The organism is Desulfosarcina variabilis str. Montpellier (assembly GCF_048565275.1).
GTDB lineage: Bacteria > Desulfobacterota > Desulfobacteria > Desulfobacterales > Desulfosarcinaceae > Desulfosarcina > Desulfosarcina variabilis.
On the sequence record NZ_CP159846.1, the window covers coordinates 8,577,253 to 8,593,802 of the forward strand.

Sequence of the window (16,550 nt, forward strand, 5' to 3'; positions counted from 1 at the left end):
TATTTCATTATTTTAAATCACTTTATGCCGTTGCGCCGTTAGTGGTTATTAGAAAAACGATGCATCGTTACGTAATCGGCTACGCGAACGCGTTTAACAAAAGGTAAGATGTCGGTTTGATAGGTTTTGGGGGAAGGCTAATATGCCGCAGAGTGAAGGAAGAGATTATTTTTTGGAGCCTACATGGGATGAAGATTGGCGAGAAAGTCGACCACCAGATTTAAATCGACGAAGCTATGGCCCAGTTCTTTGGCTTTGTCGCGGCAATCCGTGCAAATCTCCTTGAACTTTCTCATATCTCCCCTGGTGGCAACGTAAATCTGTTCGATGGCTTCAGATTCAAAATCTTTATATTCCAGAATGAAATCCTCGACAACGATGGGATAGAGAATCAAGGTTTTCAATCGGCTGAGGATATCCGGATGCTGGCTGGTTAAATAGGTTCTCACCTTTGGCAGTCCGGCCAGAACGATGGGTACATGCGCGTCCATGATTCGCTTCAGGTAAGGCCAAACCCTTTTGCCGATGTCATTGGCCTCGTCGATGACGATGTAATAGTCGGTCAGGCTTCTGATCAGTTTCAAATGGTGGTGGGTGCGTTGGTAAGTAGCCACCGCTTCGTAGTTCAGCCCTTGAAGGATGGAAGCCAAAATTTCATGCACATTGCAAAGCGACTCGACCCATACGCCTTGAAGCTTTTTGGGTTTGAGCAGTTCAAGAAAACGGGTTTTCCCGACGCCATATTCGCCCTCGATCAATACGCTCTGTCCCCGGTAGATCCGGTTGTATACCGCGGACAGATAGGATACTCGGCGCTTGTCATTTATAAAACTTTGTTTTCGCTGCATGGGGCATACTCAACCAAAGGGTTGTTTGACAATTGTCTTTCGCAATCCAAAATGAACGCATTGAAAAGCGCCTTGCCGGTGATGGCGTCAGGCTGGCGTAGTTTGATCGCGTAAGCGATATATCGTTTTCGATTCTGTCGGTAGATGGCTTTGGCGGCATCGAGGGTCAAGCCCCGAAGGTGGATGTCAATCAATCGTGGCCTATCCACCGCCATCTTTTTCTCCTGCAGATAAGCGCTGATCAATTCGACCGCGTTGGGTTCGGCAACTGCCTGGTTGACCGGCTTTTCGTAGGGTTCCCGTCGCAGCGCTTCACCCAGCAAGATACCGTTTTCTTTATGCTCGAAGATGAACAGCTTGTCGCCAAGATCGGAGATATACACCTTGGTACTCTTGTGGCGGCTGAAGTGTTGTGCACCAACGGCCACATGGTAGGTCTGATTATTGAAGGTGATGATGCCTTTCGCTCCCACGGTGGCCTTGATCTTGTCATAGCCGTATTTGGCGAAATGGCGTACGTCATCCGCACCGAACGTTAACCGTTCGCACTGGGCAAGGCCGGCGTCAAATTTTTCCTTCGGCACCCAGGCCGATGTTTTACCGTTCACAGAATAATAGTGCTTTTGCTCATTGTGCTGCCGGCGATAGGATTCGAGCAGGTCGCTTTGGCGCAGCGTTTCAAGATCGATGTCAAGATAGGTGACGGTGATTTTTTCCTTCTTGCCGTTTCTGTAGATATAGCCCGGTTCCGTCTTGGCGATGCGATCTTCAAAATGCTTGATGATCCGCATTTCAAAATGATGAATGCTGCGATGGGATGACTCCAGATGTGCTTTGTCCTTGGGCGCATGGATGCGTGAGAAGTCCGGTTGCAGATAAAACCCGCCTGGCAATGAAAACTTGATGTTCAGTTCGTTGATGGGGCGTTTCAGGTTGACAAAACCCTTTGCATTGTCCGGTCTCAGCCGTATCTTTTTTTGCGGGAAAGGGGTGCTCACCAAAAATTTCTCGAACAGGTCCACCGCGTTTAGACTGCTTTCGCTAAAATAGGCTTCAAGCACGAGCATGAAGCGTGATCCGGTGTCAAAAAACTCGATCACCTGGGGCTTGGCCCAGGCGCCCTTGCCCCAGCGAATCTTTAAATAGCGAAATTTGCACCCGTCCATCTGAATCAAGTCGAAAACCGGTTCGTCCTGAAAGCAGACGCCGGGATCCGCCTCTTCCTCGAAGTCCGGTTTTTCCAGATAGACCTTGAGGTGGGCTTGCCTGGCAAAACGCCTTAAAGCGCCAAGTGAAATTTTGCGGTTGAACTCTTGTTCGAGCCAGGCGTGGTAATTTTTGATGGTTCGTCCATGGCGGGTGATAAATACAAAACGATCGTCCAATGGATCGCTGGAGGCCTTGACCATCTCGATGAAGCGTTTTTGGATTTTTTCGGTTAAGACCCGGCGGCGGCCGCTGCACTTTCTGCCTTCCATGATGCCTTGGCTGGCAAGCAGCAGTGGTTTGGGAATGACGCCGGTCTTACGGTACTGATCCATGTAATATTTTTTGGCCCTGCGTTTGGCGCTGCCGGTCTTGTCCATGATCTTTTTGTGCAGCAAGATCAGAAAACGTTCGTCCATGGGCAGCCGTTCAAAGTCTTTGTCTTTCATGATGTATGATTTTCTCTTTCATCACTTTCAGCCAGAATAAAGCAGTTTGTCTGGAGGTCGTTTGCCAATCGTCGTTTTGCGCCGACCGAATCTGTTCCAGCATGGCCATTACAGCCGCTTTATAGTCAGCGCTGATGATATCGACCATGGGCGCATTCGCTTTTTTGACGGGCTTGTTTTTTGAGGCTTGGTAGGCCAACTTTCGAATATTTTTGGCCGTAAGCGCCATGCCGGATGCGATAAATGCACGCCAAATATTGCGTTGATCCTCTTTTGTAAAACGCGCTAAGACCCTGGCTTGGTATTCATTTTCCGGAAGGATGCCGTCGCCAATTGGGGACAAATTGTCGATGACATTTGCGGCCTTAATCAGGCGATATGCCTGGGATCGGGCCATATCCCATCGTTGTTTGACATAGGCTTCAAACGACTCGAACAGCAAATCGCGAAATAATCGATCGTCACGAATCTGCTTTAATGCCTTACCGGTTTGGTAAAAATGGTGTTGATTGGCAGCGATGATATCTTCCAATTGGATGAGTCGATTATCAGCCATCTGTTTACCCGATGCTCATCCGTTTCCCGATATCGCCCAGCAGTTGATTCAATTTTAGCCGCTGGTCTGTAGGTGTATCCGGTGTGTCAGGCAAAAGGGTATGCAAATATTTAACGCTGTCAACGAATCCAAGACCTTTCACGGTCATGACCAAATCAATCGGGTTGAAGTTTTTCTCGCAAAGAAAGCACCTGGCAAGATTGGTCTTGGGGTTGGTCGCGGTTTGAAATTCATTGCACAGCGGGCATAGGAACCGGAAAATACCTTCGATCACTTTAGATGGAATATGAAGCTGTTCTTTGATCAGCCAGTCAACCGGGATTCGATTGCGCAGTTGAAACAGCTCTCCCCCTGTAAACCGTCGTTTCATGATAATGCCTCCTTATCTGCGTGAAAAATTCTGTGAAAAAGATCTTACCCATAGCCACGGCGAGGAAAATGGCTGACAATTTCACCTGTTCGACCGCAAAAATGGCAGCGGCATCGAGAACCTATGCGAAAATGTACTGGATTTTCTTCCCGTGACAGGACCGTACCCCATTGCCAAGGGCCTGTAGTAGTATGATCATCCATATTTTTTGAAGGTGGATTGATTTTCCGATGCCGCCGGCGGTTTTCGGCCAAACAGTGGGTCTTTTTGCCTTTTGGGGTTTGACGGTAGCGTCGCTGCGCTTTTCGGCGGGACTGGAGACGACCGGCGATGCGGCATGCATCGCAACAATAAGCATGCCCACGAAAGCAGCGCCGGCACATACAAAAAACGTTTTTGCACCAACGACAGGATATTTGGATCAACTTTAACATCCGGCCTTGAACGTCGCCGGAGTTTAAAGTAATTTACATATTGAACATCCGGCCTTGATACGGAGTTCACCTTGAAAGCCCGGAAGGGATAGTTCCGGGCTTTCTCTTCATTTTCCTGGACCATACGAATGCCCCATTACGGTTTACAATAGAACTGCAGAAAAGACGATTGCCAACGGGAGCTTTTACAGCGGGGTAGGCGGGGTACGTTTATTCATTTTTGGGGCGGGGTATCGCTGCGGGATAGTAGAACCAACCGTTACACTTTTGCCGCATAGGCGAGGTAGGCCGTTACACTATTTTTGTCTTAGCAGACGGCACTTCACGATCCTTATAAAAGTGCCACCATCGCTCAGGCCGAACCCCATAGATGGAATGTTAACATGAAAATTCTTTTTGTTTCTCCGGAAATTACCCCCTTTGCCAAAACCGGAGGCCTTGCCGATGTGGCTCAGTCGCTTCCCGAGGCCATAAAGGCGGCCGGGCATGATGTGCGCACGATCATGCCCAAATATCTCAGCGTGTTGAAAGAAAAGCCGGCCATGAAGCGGGTTGCCGCTTATACGGTCCAGACCCATAATGGACTCCACAGCGCGGTTTTGTGGCAAACGGAGAACAATGGCGTCCCCACTTATTTTGTGGACAACGAGGCATTCTTCAACCGTGAAGACTTTTACGCTATCGGGGATTGGAACTATCCGGACAACCTGGAACGGTTTGTTTTTTTCTGTAAAGCGGCCCTGGAGTGCTGTAAAGCGCTTGATTTCCTGCCTGATGTGATCCACTGCAACGACTGGCAGACGGCCGTTTTGCCGGTGATGCTCAAAGCCATATACGCGGGGTATCGCCAGGACGCGTTTTTCCATCCGATTCCGAAATGTGTGTACACGATTCATAATATCTCGTATCAGGGCCGGTTCCCGGAAGACCACTGGCCGATCCTGTCCCTGCCCCGCGGCTATTACACCAACGATTTTGAATTTTTCGGCCAGATCAACCTGACCAAAAGCGCGATTCACCTGTCCGACGCCGTCACAACGGTCAGCAAAACCTACGCGCAAGAGATTCGGAAGACCGATTTCGGATTCGGATTGCAGGATATCCTTCAGCGCAACAGCGCAAAATTGACCGGGATTCTCAATGGTGTGGATTATCGCAGTTGGAGCCCAGACACGGATCCCGATACATACGGCATCCACTACTCAGCGGATGATCGGTCGGGCAAATACCGGATAAGAACCCGGCTGCGTGAGGAATATGGCCTGCCGGACAAGGGCGATGTCCCTTTAATCGGTGTGATCAGCCGTTTGGTCGAGCAAAAAGGGATCGATCTGATCAAAGCCTGTGCGGAGCAGATTCTACAGCTGGACACACAGATGATCGTGCTTGGATCCGGGGATTCGATGTACCATGAATTTTTTGAATGGCTGCGTCGCAGCTACCCGGACCGCGTTGGCGTTTACATCGGCTTCAACAACGCGTTGGCCCACCGAATCGAAGCCGGGGCGGACATGTTTCTCATGCCGTCCTTGTTTGAACCCTGCGGATTGAATCAAATTTACAGCCTGAAGTACGGCACCCTGCCCATTGTTCGGCAGACCGGCGGCCTGGCCGACACGATCCAGGACGGCGTCAACGGATTTACCTTCTTTGATTTCAATGCGCATTTTTTCTTTGATGCAGTAAACCGTGCCGTTGATGTTTACCGAAACCGCCCCGAAAAATGGGAAGAGATGATGGTGACGGCGATGGCCCAGGATTTCTCATGGAACCGGTCGGCTGAGAAATACATCACTGTTTACAAGCAGTTGGTAGGAAACTTTTCGTCTCTTACTTGAGCTTTGTGGGGAGCCGCAAAACAAATATCTTATAGGAATCACAAAATGATACAAAATCAAACACTGACATTCATCCTGGCCGGCGGCGAAGGCTCCCGGTTATACCCGCTGACGGCAAGACGCTCGAAACCATCCGTTCCTTTCGGAGGCAAATACCGGATTATAGATTTCACCCTGACCAATTGCCTCCACTCCGGCTTACGCAGGGTTCTGGTCTTAACGCAGTACAAGTCCCACTCCCTGAACAAACACCTCCGCGACGGCTGGTCTGTCTTCAATCCGGAACTTGGAGAATACATCACGCCTGTTCCGGCGCAGATGAACCGGGGCGAGCACTGGTACGAAGGCACGGCCGATGCGATCTTTCAGAATCTGAATCTGATTGAACGCAGCAATTCAAAGTACACCATGATCCTTTCCGGCGACCACATTTATCGGATGGACTATGAGGCAATGCTCATCGCTCATGAAGATTCGGGAGCCGACGTCACCATCGCCTGCATGGAGGTTACCAGAGAAGAAGCCAGGGCATTTGGCGTGGTCGTTATCAATGAAAATCAGCAGATCATCGCCTTTGAGGAGAAGCCCGAGCAGCCAACCCCTATTCCTTCAGATCCTCAAAAAGCGCTGGTCTCCATGGGCCTGTATGTGTTTTCCACGGAGCTTTTGACAGAAGCCCTGATGCACGATCAGCAGATGAAAGCGTCGAGCCACGACTTTGGAAAAGACGTTCTGCCGCGACTGGTGCAGGGTAAAAAGGTGTACGCCTATCAATTCGGCGGTGAACGGGGCCGGGTCACCCCTGATCGATACTGGAGAGATGTCGGCACCATCGACGCCTACTACAAGGCAAACATCGATCTGCTCGCGCCCGTTCCGCCCCTGGATCTTTATCAGAAAAACTGGCCCGTCAGAACCTATCAGCCCCAAACCCCGCCGGCCAGAACCATTCCCGGAACATCGGGAACCGAGGGTGTTTTCATCAACTCCATTTTATCCAGCGGCGTGGTCATCTCCGGCGGAAACATCAGGGATTCTATTTTGTTTGCCGGTATCTATGTGGATGATAAAGCGACTATAGAAAAATCCATATTATTTAATGACGTTCAGGTTGGCGCCGGCGCCAGATTGAAAAACTGTATCATCGACAAAAGTGTTAACATTCCCCCTGGAGAAGAAATTGGTCACGATTTAGCCAAAGACCGGCAACGGTTTACGGTTACCGAAACTGGAATCGTTGTCGTTCCGCATGGTTTTGTTTTTTCCGGTTATCTGGAAAGCTCCAGTTGATATCTGCTCCGGCATAGTAGCATGAATTTAACTGATCTATGGGGCAGTGTTAAGTGTTAAGTTGAAAGTGTTAAGGGAAGGAATCCTATCGATTCCTATATAAAATTAGATCCGATCCACGACTTAACACTTAACACTTGAAACTTAACACTGTTAGAAAACAACCTTGTCGGGAGCTCTTCGTCTCCAACTTGAGCTTTCTGGAGAACCACGTTGTTTTTTAATATGGCTATGCTCAGGCAAGTCGGCAAAGGGGCATTATTTAAGGGCGCAGAAAAGAAATAATGCCCCTGGTTGATCACACCTTTTTTACAACACCGAGGATCGACCGGGCGTCGTCGGGCGTTGCAATTTCCCGGCTGGCCTCATGGGCGATCCGTTTGACCTGCTCGATGAATTCCACGTTGGACTGGGCCAGCACGTCCTTGCGCAGGAAAATGTTATCCTCCATGCCCACCCGTACGTGGCCGCCCAGGGCGATGGCGGCCAGCATGATCGGCACGGCCCCTTTGCCCACACCAAAAGTACTCCAAGTAGCATCGGCCGGAATCAGACTTTTCAGATGCAACAGGTTCTCAACGGTGGCTGCCGTACCGCCGGGAACCCCCAGGCAGAACTGGAAGTGCAGCGGCGCTTTGAGGATTCCCCGCTTCAGATAGTACAGGGCATTGTAGATCATACCGGCATCGAACACCTCGATTTCCGGTTTGACGTTTACTGCCTGCATCTTCAGTCCGAGATTTTCCAGAAACTGGGGCCGGTTCTCAAATACAGTGGTGTGGGCCCAGTTCATGGTACCGCAGTCGTAAGAGGCCATCTCGGGCAACAGTTCCGCAAAAGGTTTCATGCGCTCCTCATCCTTCAGCCCGATGCCGCCCGAGGTGGTCAGGTTGATGGCGATGTCACAGTCGCTCGCCCGGACGCGTTCGACCGTTTCCCTGAACTTGTCGAAGTTCATGGATGCCTTGTCCTCATCGTCGCGGACGTGAATGTGGGCCATGGCCGCACCGGCCTCCCAGCAGTCGTAGATTTCCTCGGCGATCTCCTTGGGCTGCAGGGGCACGTAGGGCGTCTCGTTTTTGGTCGGCCAGGCCCCGGTGGTGGCCACGGTGATGATGAGTTTGTTTTTTGGATTGGTCGTCATAATGGGTAGATCCTTTCTCTAAGAGCCTGATTTAGACTTCTCAAACAGGCGCTAACATTATCAGTCACGGGACATTGCTTACCATCAGGCCCTTCCGATCACGTACCCGTATGGGTCGACCTCTTCCCGCAGGATTTTCAGCTCCTCCCGTGTCGGCGGTTTGGTCTCTTCGAGTTTTTCGGCCTGGAGAAGTTCGAACCCGCAGTTCTCTTGAATGTCCTTCATTGTATAGCCGGGATTGACGGAAATCACCCGCATGCGTTTGGATGTCTCTTCAAAATCCATGATGGCCATGTTGGTAATGATTTTATAGGGCCCGGCACCAAGCGGCAACCCGGACTCCGCCCGCGACGTGCCCCCTTTGAGCCAGCCGGGGGTGGTGACAAAGTCGACATTTTCAACAAACCGGCGCTTGTCCTGGGGCGTCATCACCATCATGCGCCAGCACAGGGATCCGAAATCATTTGCCCCGCCGCTGCCGGGAAGCCGCACTTTGGGGTTATGGTAATCCCCTCCGATGATGGTGGAATTGAGGTTCCCGTACATGTCGATTTGCGCCCCGCCTAAAAAGGTGTAGTCCACAAATCCTCTGGCGCAGGCATCCATGATATTGGCCATGCTGCCCGCCATGGCGGCCTCGTTAAAGGAACGCGAGTCGCCCACGGAGATGGGCATCTCAGGAAGCCGGGGATCCACGCCGCCGGCCTCGAACAAAATCATCAGATTGGGGGCGTACAGCTTCTGGGCCAGCATCGCCGCAGCGCACGGGGCGCCGGTGCCCACCGCAATACTCACACCGTCTTCCAGTTCCCTTGACGCCGCGGCGATCATCAGTTCCATTGAATTGTACTCGGTCATGCGTTGCCCTCCCTGTGCAATAGCAGCTCCATTTTGCGGAGTTGTTTGACTTTTTCCATCCCCCCGTTGCAGTCGATGTATGCCTGGTGATCCTTGCACCCGTATATGTTCCTATCGATGAAGGCCTTGAATGTGTCCGGGTCTTTTTCCGCATCCAGCCAATCTTTCAGATGGTCCTCATCGGAAAAGTACTCTCCTGGCATGGTTCCCGGGTAACCGCCATAGGGCACATGGCAGACCGCATCCACGAGATAGTAGGGAATATGGGTCTGGTGAGGATTTTTGCGGATCTCCTTGTTGCTGATCAATCGTTCGGCCGTGATGATGACCCGTTTGGAAGCGCCGGCAAGCTCAAGGTCCGCAACCGAAATACCGGAAAAGCGTGCATTGCCGTAAACATCGGCTTCATGCACATGGATGACGGCCACATCCGGATACAACGCGGGAACGATGACCGTTTTTTTGCCCGTATAGGGACAGGCCACAATCTTGGCGGCACTGTATTTGAACGTGTCGGTGCCCATGGAAACCCGTGCCGTGAGAAAAGGTACATTACGCGCTGCCGCCTGCAGACGGATCGCCAGCAGATAGTTGGTCCATTCGGTCAGCTGGACTTTTCCGCTCTCGATATATTTTCGGGAGCATTTGGACAATCCCCTGGCCTCCAGGCCGACAACGTAGGCGATATCCAGTCGGTTGTATACTTCTCCGGCACTTAAAATCTGCATGTCATGGGTGGCGGTATGGCCGGCAAAGCCCATGTTCTTGCGTCCCTGGCGGACAATTTCATGACAGGCGGCGATCGGGGTGCGGTTGGCGCCGAAGCCGCCGATTCCCAGGTAGTCCCCGTCGTGTACATGGGCGGCAATGGCATCTTTCAGCGCCATTTCCTTGTTGGTCTGACGTCGGGATTTGGTGCGGAAGTATTCCCGCGCATGATCCGGATCGGGGCAGGTAAACAGCCGTCCGTTTCCCTCTTCTAGTACTTTCACTTTCAAAGCCCTCTTCTACAATGATAGATGACGCTCCCCGGAAAGTGCGCCGGGCGCGCAAGGCCTGCACCGGCGCCGACCCGGGGATAATGACGCCCTGTATTGGTCTATGCCTCGGGCGGATAAGGCATCACCAGCAGCATCGTGGCCACGGCATTGGTTTCGTTGCGCACTTCACGGGTGACATCGGGGCCGATCCAGATGGAGTCGCCCTTGGCCAGCGTCTCGATGGTGCCGTCACTGAATTCGACCGTCAGTTCCCCCTCAAGCATCACATAGACCTTATCCAGGCCGATGGCACTCATCTCGGCTTTGGCCCCGGGCAGATAATACGAAGATCCCACCCAGTAGGGTGCCTGGCAACCATGATCCTTGTGCTGCAGATGCATGGCGTGGACGGTTTGGTCGTGCTTGGGCGGAAAATACTGTTTACATTCGTTAAAACGGGTTACCTTTACTTTCATTGGTCGCTCCTTGGGGTTAGGCTTGTTCCTTTTCGCTGGCCGTGGTTTGTTTGACAATGGTCATAAGATGCGTCTGCAGGTTGCGGTGACTGGCCGCCACCTGATCCTCGGACCAGGCCTGAAAGCCCCGACCGGACTTGAATCCCAGGTCGCCGGCGGCAACCAGCTGCTTCAACAGCGGCGAGGGCGCCGGTGCGCTTTCGATGTGCCTGAGAATGTAGTCGTGAATCGCCAGGGTCAGATCCGTACCCACCAGATCGGCATTTTCCATGGGGCCCAGCACCGGCAGGCGCAGGCCGAATCCGAACTTGACGCACTCGTCCACCGTGGCGGCATCGGCAATACCGTTCTCGACAATGGAGATGGCCTCCCGCCACAGGGCGTGCTGAAGCCGGTTGGCCACAAATCCGGGAACATCTCTTTTCACCTTGACGGGATGCTTTCCAACCCGGTTGAGCAGTTGCCAGGTGGTCTCAACAGTCTCCAAATCGGTGTTGTCCCCCGGCACCACCTCCACCAGGGGGATCAGATAAGGCGGATTCCAGAAATGGGTGCCCACGATGCGATCCTGACCCTTGGATTTGGCCGCGATCTCGGTAATGCTCATGACCGAGGTGTTGGATGCCAGAATTGTCGACGACGGACACACGGCATCCAGCTTGCTGAATAGCGTCTGTTTCAACTCGAGTTTCTCGACGACCGCCTCCATGACAAAATCGGCGCCGGCCACGCCTTCCGCCATGCGGGTAGTGGTGGCGATGCGGTCCAGGATGACATCGATGTCGTCCCTGGAACCGATGCCGTTGTCCGCCATTAGCGAAAGGTTCTGGCGAATGCCGTCCAGCGCATGGTCTAAAACCGTCTGGTCCAGATCAACCAGCGTGACCGCATGGCCGCTTCCGGCAAAGATTTGAGCAATGCCATGGCCCATGAGCCCGGCACCGATGACTGCAATTTTTTCCATTGCCAACTCCTGTGTTTATCCGGCGGTATAGCCGCCATCCACCGCGATTACAGCGCCGGTCATAAAGTCGGAAGCCTTGGAGGACAGATAAATCACCGTGCCGATAAAATCCTCCGGCTCGCCCAACCGTCCGATGGGAATGCGCTTTAAAAAATTCTTGTAAAAGGCGTCGTCATCGAACATCCACTGGGTGAGATTGCTTCTGAATACGGTGGGCGCAATCACATTGACGTTGATTCCATACCCGCCCCACTCACAGCCTAAATTTTTGGCCAAGAGATGAACCGCGCCCTTGGAGGTGCTGTAGGCCGAGTAGTTGGCCAGGCCCAGTTCACCGCGGGCCGACCCCAGCAGGATCACCTTGCCGCCGCGGCCCTGTTCGATCATCACCTGTCCGGCCGCCTTGCAGAAATGCCAACTGCCATGAACATTGGCCCGCTGCACGCGATCGAATTCTTCTTCCGTCATTTCGGTAATCGGCTTGACAATGCTCAGCCCGGCAGCGGTGACAAGAATATCGATGCCGCCGAATATCAGTTTCGTGTCGTCGACAACCTTTACCACTTCCTCGTAAACCGCCGGGTCGGCGGCTTTATAGGCGGCATCGCCACCCTCTGCCTGAATCTTTTCGACCAAGGGCTTCAAGGTTTCATCCGTTCTGCCGGTGGCCATCACTTTTACGCCGGCCCTGGCAAGCCCGAGGGAAACGGCCCGGCCAAAACTACCCGTGGCGCCGGTGATCAAGGCAACTTTTCCGCTGACATCGAAAATCGAAGATACATCCGTCATTTAAGGTTCTCCTTTCAAACGCTTTTATTTCTCAACTTCTTATCCATCACCTGCAAGCATCTCTTTCGGCAATCGGGCCGCCGATCACAGACTATCGTTCGCAGGCCGGGCCGTACCCCGTGCCGCAGTAGGTGTAGGTCCGTTCCGGCACGTCGTTGATGTCAGCTTCGTCAATCTCCGCCACGCAGCGCACCATGGAGCCGTCACCCATGTACCAGCGGATCGGGAAACAGTAGAACCGGAAACGCTTGCCGGACACCTTGTCCAGGTCTCCGCCAAGGTTCTCGACGCCGACGATGCCGTGACCCAGCATCTCTTTGTGGCAGGGTTCCCAGGTTCCTTCACATCCAATCTCTTCCAGGTCACCGAATTTGGCGTCATACGCGGCTTGACCATGCAGATTGATGTAGGCGTCTTTCTCGAATTCGGCATAGGCCGCTTCACCGAACTGCTCGGCGTATTCTACCGTGATCGGCTTTCCCGAATTGCCGATCAGATTCATCTTGGGCGGGCCGTTCAGCCCCATTGCCGTATGCAGCGGATGATCCAGCGCCTGCATGTCCATGGCCACGCACTTGACGTGGTGCTTGACGAACCACTTGCCGGCCTCGACACCGGTACCGCAAGAATAATGATAGTACTCCTTGGAGTCGTCGAACTTGCGATGCATGCCGGTGTTCAGGCAGACCACCATACCCTTGAGCGCTTCCGGCTCGATATTCGCCCGCTGGCAGGCATCCTCAAGATGCTCGGGCATGATCAGGCCCCAGCGGTGGATATTGATCTCCAGGCAGATGGCATCGCCCGTGTAGGCGTCGACAGGCATTTCATGGGTATAACGTGCTCTTTTACCGTCGAATTCGCGTTCCATGACATGACGCGGCGCATCGGCATGGGTGCCGGTGTGCTGAACACAATCGATGCGCTGGGTAAGGACGCCGCCCTTGGCCATGGTGTGCATGGAATCGATGACCGGTTTCACGAAATAAGGCCAACGGGGAATCTCCGCACTAAAAGGATGCGTCAAGTCAACAAATACTTTCTTTCCCATAATAATTACCTCCTGGTTTGCTTCTATTAAAATGATGGTCACTCAGGGTTGACACCCGCCAACGCCAAGGTCAGTCCTGTTTGAAAACATCGGGGGTCGCTTTTGCCCCGTAACAATGCAGTTCTCAACGGCTGATCACGAAATTCTTCTATTTCCAATATCGTGCCAAAAAACAGAGTCATCGGATTCATCGGTGTGTCTGATTGATCGGAAGCCATTATCCTGCCCACGGCAAGACGCCTTCATGATCTTACCCACCGTAATTGCAACTCTTTTTCTATTTCTCTGCCATCAACCTGAACATCGGCTGAGCACCGGCAGAAAGACCCGTCGCGGGCCCTGCTTTGCCTCTAACACATGCGATTGGGAATTTGACGGTTTAGCGGCCCCGGCATATTGGGATTTTCCCAATTTTTCGGGAAATCACAATTCAGCCGGCCTTCATGACGGGGTCACGGGGCCCCCAAGGTTGCAGAAAAAGGTAGAGAAATTATTTTTCAAGAAAGGGATCGGTCGATGAAGGGGACGGGAGGTTGGCTATACCGGATGGAATGTTTATGATGCCCTAGTCAAAGCACTCACCACCATATAATTTTTGTTTGTTGCGGCACAGTTCTTCGACCATGTCGACGCCGGAGGTCTTTGATACCTGTTGGAAGAGCAGTTCAGGGGGCGCGGTGGAAAAATCCATGATTTCAATCAGCTGGTGAAAAATGGGAGAAAGAATATGTCTCTCCATATTCTCTTTTGTGTCCCATCTTTCAATCAACAGGATTTCATCATCACCTTCAGGCATACTGATATTGCTGTAGACCTTGCAAAACCGGCATCCGGCAAGAACAGACGTCTGACTGCACAGGGCGGTTAAAACCGTTATTGTATCGGCCATTTTTTCAGGCTGAACGCTGAACCTCAATGTGGCCACATACATAGGTATTCTCCCCATCAACTAGTTAGTGTCAAACAATCATGAAGGCCGTTTAATACCCAGCTTTTTCATCCTGGCTTCCAGTGTGGTGGGCTTGAGCCCCAGGATCAGGGCGGCGCCGCTTTTTCCGCTCACCCGCCACCCCGTATCCTTCAAAACCGCCAGGATGTGATTTTTTTCGACCGCTTCCAGGGTGGCCTTCATCCTACCCGGTCCATCGGCACCCGGCTTATCGGCAGCGGTCGCTGCCCCATGCGGCGTTGTCCGCTCGTTGCTATCGAGGGTCATGGCCTGTTCGATCACCCGTTTCAATTCACGCACATTTGCAGGCCAGGAGGCGTCGTTTGCAGGGCTGGTATTGGTTTTCTCGCTATCCGCACGCAAGCCGATATCATCTGCGCCCGACTCCAGCCCGTGAATCTCCAATCGATCGCCGTTGCTGATAATCATGGCCCGTTCAATCACGTTTTTCAATTCCCGCACGTTTCCCGGCCAGGGGTAGCTCACCAACTGGTCCATGGTTGGTTTGGAGATGTGGGAGACCTGTTTGCCCATGCTTTTGGAAAATTCACTGACAAAGGCCCAGACCAAAAGGGGGATATCCGTTTGACGACTTCTTAAGGGCGGCACATTGAGCGGGAACACATTCAACCGGTAATACAGGTCCTTGCGAAACTTGCCGTCACCGATCATCTCACTAAGATTCTGGTTGGTGGCGGCCACCACGCGAACATCAACATCGATGGTTTGTGAACTCCCCAGCCGTTCAAACTGCCCTTCCTGCAAAACCCTGAGCAGTTTGGCCTGCAACTCAAGGGGCAGATCGCCGATTTCATCCAGAAAAATGGTCGAATTGTGCGCGGCTTCAAAGCGTCCGGTTCGGCGTGACAAGGCGCCGGTGAACGCGCCCTTTTCCCGTCCGAAAAGCTCACTTTCGATCAGTGTGGCGGGAAGGGCGGCGCAGTTGACTTTGATCATCGGACGGTTGTTGCGATCGCTCATGTTGTGGATCGCATGGGCAAGCAACTCTTTTCCCGTGCCTGTTTCACCGGTAATCAGCACGCACGTATTTTGGCGGGCCACCTTTTCCGCCAGATTCAGGATCTGTTTGATCGAGTCGCTTTCCCCGATAATCTGCTCGTGGCGGTAATTCAGCTCGATCTTTTTCCGCAGATAGGTATTTTCCTGTTCCAGCTGATCCTTGAGCGTTTTTATCTCGTTAAAGGCACGTTGCAGTTCTTCGTCCTTTTTTAGCCGCTCGCTGATATCCCGGACAAAAGAGAGCAGAACAGGACCTTCGTCTAAATCGACGCGGCCCAGCCGCACCTCCACGGGAAACGTGCCGCCATCCTTGCGCCGGTGTCTGCCCTCAAAGGTAATATAGTCGTAAGGCGCCAGCTTTTTCCAGTATTTCAGCCGGTGTTTTTTGTCACGAATTTCAATATCGATATCCGTCAGATTCAGTTCAAGCAGTTCTTCGCGGCTGAAGCCCAGGCTCACACAGGCCTGACGGTTGACGTCGATAATCTTTCCTTTGTAGTCGTGTAAAAAAAAAGCCTCACTGGCCTGGGTCACCAGTTGTCTGAAACGGGTTTCACTTTCACGCAGGGCATTGAGCGCTATTTTTCTATCGGTGATATCGGAAAGGAAACCTTCATAGGCTTTTCTCCCGTTCTGATCAACAGATTCTCTTCCACGAATATTGACCCATATCATCTGGCCGTCGGGCTTCTTGAAGGCCACTTCCGCATTTTCAATAAAGCCGTTCTGATCAATGTGTTGAATCAAATTGCGGCGGTCGTTGATGTCCGCGTACAGCATTTCGATCGTCGGCACGGCATCGATAAACGCCTGGGGTGAAGAAAATCCAAAAATAGTCGCGATTTTTTTATTGGCATAGATAAACGCCCCCTTCGGATCGGTTTTGTAAACGCCCAGATGCGCATTTTCGACAAATTCGATAAAATTGGTCATTCGATCCAACTTGCGACACAAGCTTTCCCGGCTGTCTGCCTGGTCATAGGATTCGAGCAGGGCGTCATCAATATTCGATGAAGCGTTGATGCGGGTACTTTTCTTTCTCATTCTGGTGCCTCCCAAGCCTTGCGATGGAGCCCCTCCGTTAAACGGAAGGCGCTGGGATTGTACGCTGCCCTTTTCATCAGACACGGATATCATTTGAAACCTTGAGAAATATAAAGTTGGCACCATTTTGTCAAACACCGGCATGTTTACCACCAGTTACCCCACTGTTGCATCCAGTGGGGGATTATACTTGAGCCAAAATCGGCGGGCGCGGTGTATCTGTTTGTCCAACCGCAATCCCGCCCGACTTTAGCGCCTGTTTGAAAAAAATCGATTGATCCTGG

Annotated in this window: 16 protein-coding genes; 2 read left to right on the forward strand and 14 right to left on the reverse strand. The window is 52.3% G+C overall.

The features are described from left to right. Positions 1–179: 179 nt before the first annotated feature. The 5 genes from Dvar_RS38695 to Dvar_RS38715 all read right to left on the reverse strand — a co-directional run bounded on the left by Dvar_RS38695 (position 180) and on the right by Dvar_RS38715 (position 3,787). Entirely contained in the window at positions 180–848 is a 669-nt protein-coding gene (locus Dvar_RS38695; RefSeq protein WP_419657314.1) for an AAA family ATPase, read from the reverse strand. Then, complete coding sequence (locus Dvar_RS38700) at positions 824–2,503, reverse strand: integrase (protein WP_419657313.1); 1,680 nt, start codon at positions 2,501–2,503, stop codon at positions 824–826. Before Dvar_RS38700 ends, Dvar_RS38695 begins: the two co-directional genes overlap by 25 nt. After that, complete coding sequence (locus tag Dvar_RS38705; RefSeq protein ID WP_419657312.1) at positions 2,484–3,059, reverse strand: DNA methylase; 576 nt, start codon at positions 3,057–3,059, stop codon at positions 2,484–2,486. The genes Dvar_RS38700 and Dvar_RS38705 overlap by 20 nt, the downstream gene beginning before the upstream one ends. A 4-nt stretch (positions 3,060–3,063) precedes the next feature. Beyond that, positions 3,064–3,429, reverse strand: coding sequence for a hypothetical protein (locus Dvar_RS38710; protein WP_419658810.1), 366 nt, complete (start codon positions 3,427–3,429; stop codon positions 3,064–3,066). A gap of 121 nt (positions 3,430–3,550) precedes the next feature. Continuing rightward, positions 3,551–3,787: a hypothetical protein gene (locus Dvar_RS38715; protein ID WP_419657311.1), complete on the reverse strand. Its 237-nt coding sequence runs from the start codon at positions 3,785–3,787 to the stop codon at positions 3,551–3,553. Between the two features lie 459 nt (positions 3,788–4,246). Here Dvar_RS38715 and glgA point away from each other — a divergent pair, with 459 nt between their 5' ends. Both glgA and glgC read left to right on the forward strand, forming a co-directional pair. Then, positions 4,247–5,701 (forward strand): glycogen synthase GlgA, encoded by a 1,455-nt coding sequence (gene glgA, locus Dvar_RS38720; RefSeq protein ID WP_419658811.1) that lies wholly within the window; start codon positions 4,247–4,249, stop codon positions 5,699–5,701. Between the two features lie 3 nt (positions 5,702–5,704). Then, positions 5,705–6,991, forward strand: coding sequence for a glucose-1-phosphate adenylyltransferase (gene glgC / locus Dvar_RS38725; RefSeq protein ID WP_419658812.1), 1,287 nt, complete (start codon positions 5,705–5,707; stop codon positions 6,989–6,991). Between the two features lie 298 nt (positions 6,992–7,289). Here glgC and Dvar_RS38730 read toward each other — a convergent pair whose 3' ends face one another. The 9 genes from Dvar_RS38730 to Dvar_RS38770 form a co-directional block, all read right to left on the reverse strand. Beyond that, complete coding sequence (locus tag Dvar_RS38730) at positions 7,290–8,135, reverse strand: 3-keto-5-aminohexanoate cleavage protein (protein WP_419658813.1); 846 nt, start codon at positions 8,133–8,135, stop codon at positions 7,290–7,292. Positions 8,136–8,219: 84 nt separating this feature from the next. After that, positions 8,220–8,993, reverse strand: coding sequence for a CoA-transferase subunit beta (locus Dvar_RS38735; RefSeq protein ID WP_419658814.1), 774 nt, complete (start codon positions 8,991–8,993; stop codon positions 8,220–8,222). Next, positions 8,990–9,985, reverse strand: coding sequence for a CoA transferase subunit A (locus Dvar_RS38740; RefSeq protein ID WP_419658815.1), 996 nt, complete (start codon positions 9,983–9,985; stop codon positions 8,990–8,992). The genes Dvar_RS38735 and Dvar_RS38740 overlap by 4 nt, the downstream gene beginning before the upstream one ends. Before the next feature lie 107 nt (positions 9,986–10,092). Next, positions 10,093–10,449: a cupin domain-containing protein gene (locus Dvar_RS38745; protein ID WP_419658816.1), complete on the reverse strand. Its 357-nt coding sequence runs from the start codon at positions 10,447–10,449 to the stop codon at positions 10,093–10,095. Between the two features lie 16 nt (positions 10,450–10,465). After that, entirely contained in the window at positions 10,466–11,413 is a 948-nt protein-coding gene (locus Dvar_RS38750) for a 3-hydroxyacyl-CoA dehydrogenase family protein (RefSeq protein WP_419658817.1), read from the reverse strand. Between the two features lie 15 nt (positions 11,414–11,428). After that, positions 11,429–12,202, reverse strand: a complete 774-nt coding sequence (locus Dvar_RS38755) for an SDR family NAD(P)-dependent oxidoreductase (RefSeq protein WP_419658818.1) — start codon at positions 12,200–12,202, stop codon at positions 11,429–11,431. A gap of 91 nt (positions 12,203–12,293) precedes the next feature. Continuing rightward, positions 12,294–13,253 (reverse strand): cyclase family protein, encoded by a 960-nt coding sequence (locus Dvar_RS38760; RefSeq protein WP_419658819.1) that lies wholly within the window; start codon positions 13,251–13,253, stop codon positions 12,294–12,296. Between the two features lie 565 nt (positions 13,254–13,818). Continuing rightward, positions 13,819–14,184 carry a putative quinol monooxygenase gene (locus Dvar_RS38765; RefSeq protein ID WP_419658820.1) on the reverse strand — a complete coding sequence of 122 codons (366 nt, stop codon included), beginning with the start codon at positions 14,182–14,184 and terminating at the stop codon, positions 13,819–13,821. A 36-nt stretch (positions 14,185–14,220) separates the two neighbouring features. After that, on the reverse strand, positions 14,221–16,266 hold the full coding sequence (locus Dvar_RS38770; protein WP_419658821.1) for a sigma 54-interacting transcriptional regulator: 2,046 nt from the start codon (positions 16,264–16,266) through the stop codon (positions 14,221–14,223). Between the last annotated feature and the right edge of the window lie 284 nt (positions 16,267–16,550).

What these genes read in the sequence shown, in the direction of transcription:
- glgA (WP_419658811.1), top strand. Translation starts at nt 4,247, where the DNA reads ATGAAAATTCTTTTTGTTTCTCCGGAAATTACCCCCTTTGCCAAAACC.
- Dvar_RS38755 (WP_419658818.1), bottom strand. Translation starts at nt 12,202, where the DNA reads ATGACGGATGTATCTTCGATTTTCGATGTCAGCGGAAAAGTTGCCTTG.
- Dvar_RS38710 (WP_419658810.1), bottom strand. Translation starts at nt 3,429, where the DNA reads ATGAAACGACGGTTTACAGGGGGAGAGCTGTTTCAACTGCGCAATCGA.
- Dvar_RS38735 (WP_419658814.1), bottom strand. Translation starts at nt 8,993, where the DNA reads ATGACCGAGTACAATTCAATGGAACTGATGATCGCCGCGGCGTCAAGG.
- Dvar_RS38760 (WP_419658819.1), bottom strand. Translation starts at nt 13,253, where the DNA reads ATGGGAAAGAAAGTATTTGTTGACTTGACGCATCCTTTTAGTGCGGAG.
- Dvar_RS38765 (WP_419658820.1), bottom strand. Translation starts at nt 14,184, where the DNA reads ATGTATGTGGCCACATTGAGGTTCAGCGTTCAGCCTGAAAAAATGGCC.
- Dvar_RS38770 (WP_419658821.1), bottom strand. Translation starts at nt 16,266, where the DNA reads ATGAGAAAGAAAAGTACCCGCATCAACGCTTCATCGAATATTGATGAC.
- Dvar_RS38750 (WP_419658817.1), bottom strand. Translation starts at nt 11,413, where the DNA reads ATGGAAAAAATTGCAGTCATCGGTGCCGGGCTCATGGGCCATGGCATT.
- Dvar_RS38700 (WP_419657313.1), bottom strand. Translation starts at nt 2,503, where the DNA reads ATGAAAGACAAAGACTTTGAACGGCTGCCCATGGACGAACGTTTTCTG.
- Dvar_RS38695 (WP_419657314.1), bottom strand. Translation starts at nt 848, where the DNA reads ATGCAGCGAAAACAAAGTTTTATAAATGACAAGCGCCGAGTATCCTAT.
- Dvar_RS38715 (WP_419657311.1), bottom strand. Translation starts at nt 3,787, where the DNA reads ATGCTTATTGTTGCGATGCATGCCGCATCGCCGGTCGTCTCCAGTCCC.
- Dvar_RS38745 (WP_419658816.1), bottom strand. Translation starts at nt 10,449, where the DNA reads ATGAAAGTAAAGGTAACCCGTTTTAACGAATGTAAACAGTATTTTCCG.
- Dvar_RS38705 (WP_419657312.1), bottom strand. Translation starts at nt 3,059, where the DNA reads ATGGCTGATAATCGACTCATCCAATTGGAAGATATCATCGCTGCCAAT.
- Dvar_RS38730 (WP_419658813.1), bottom strand. Translation starts at nt 8,135, where the DNA reads ATGACGACCAATCCAAAAAACAAACTCATCATCACCGTGGCCACCACC.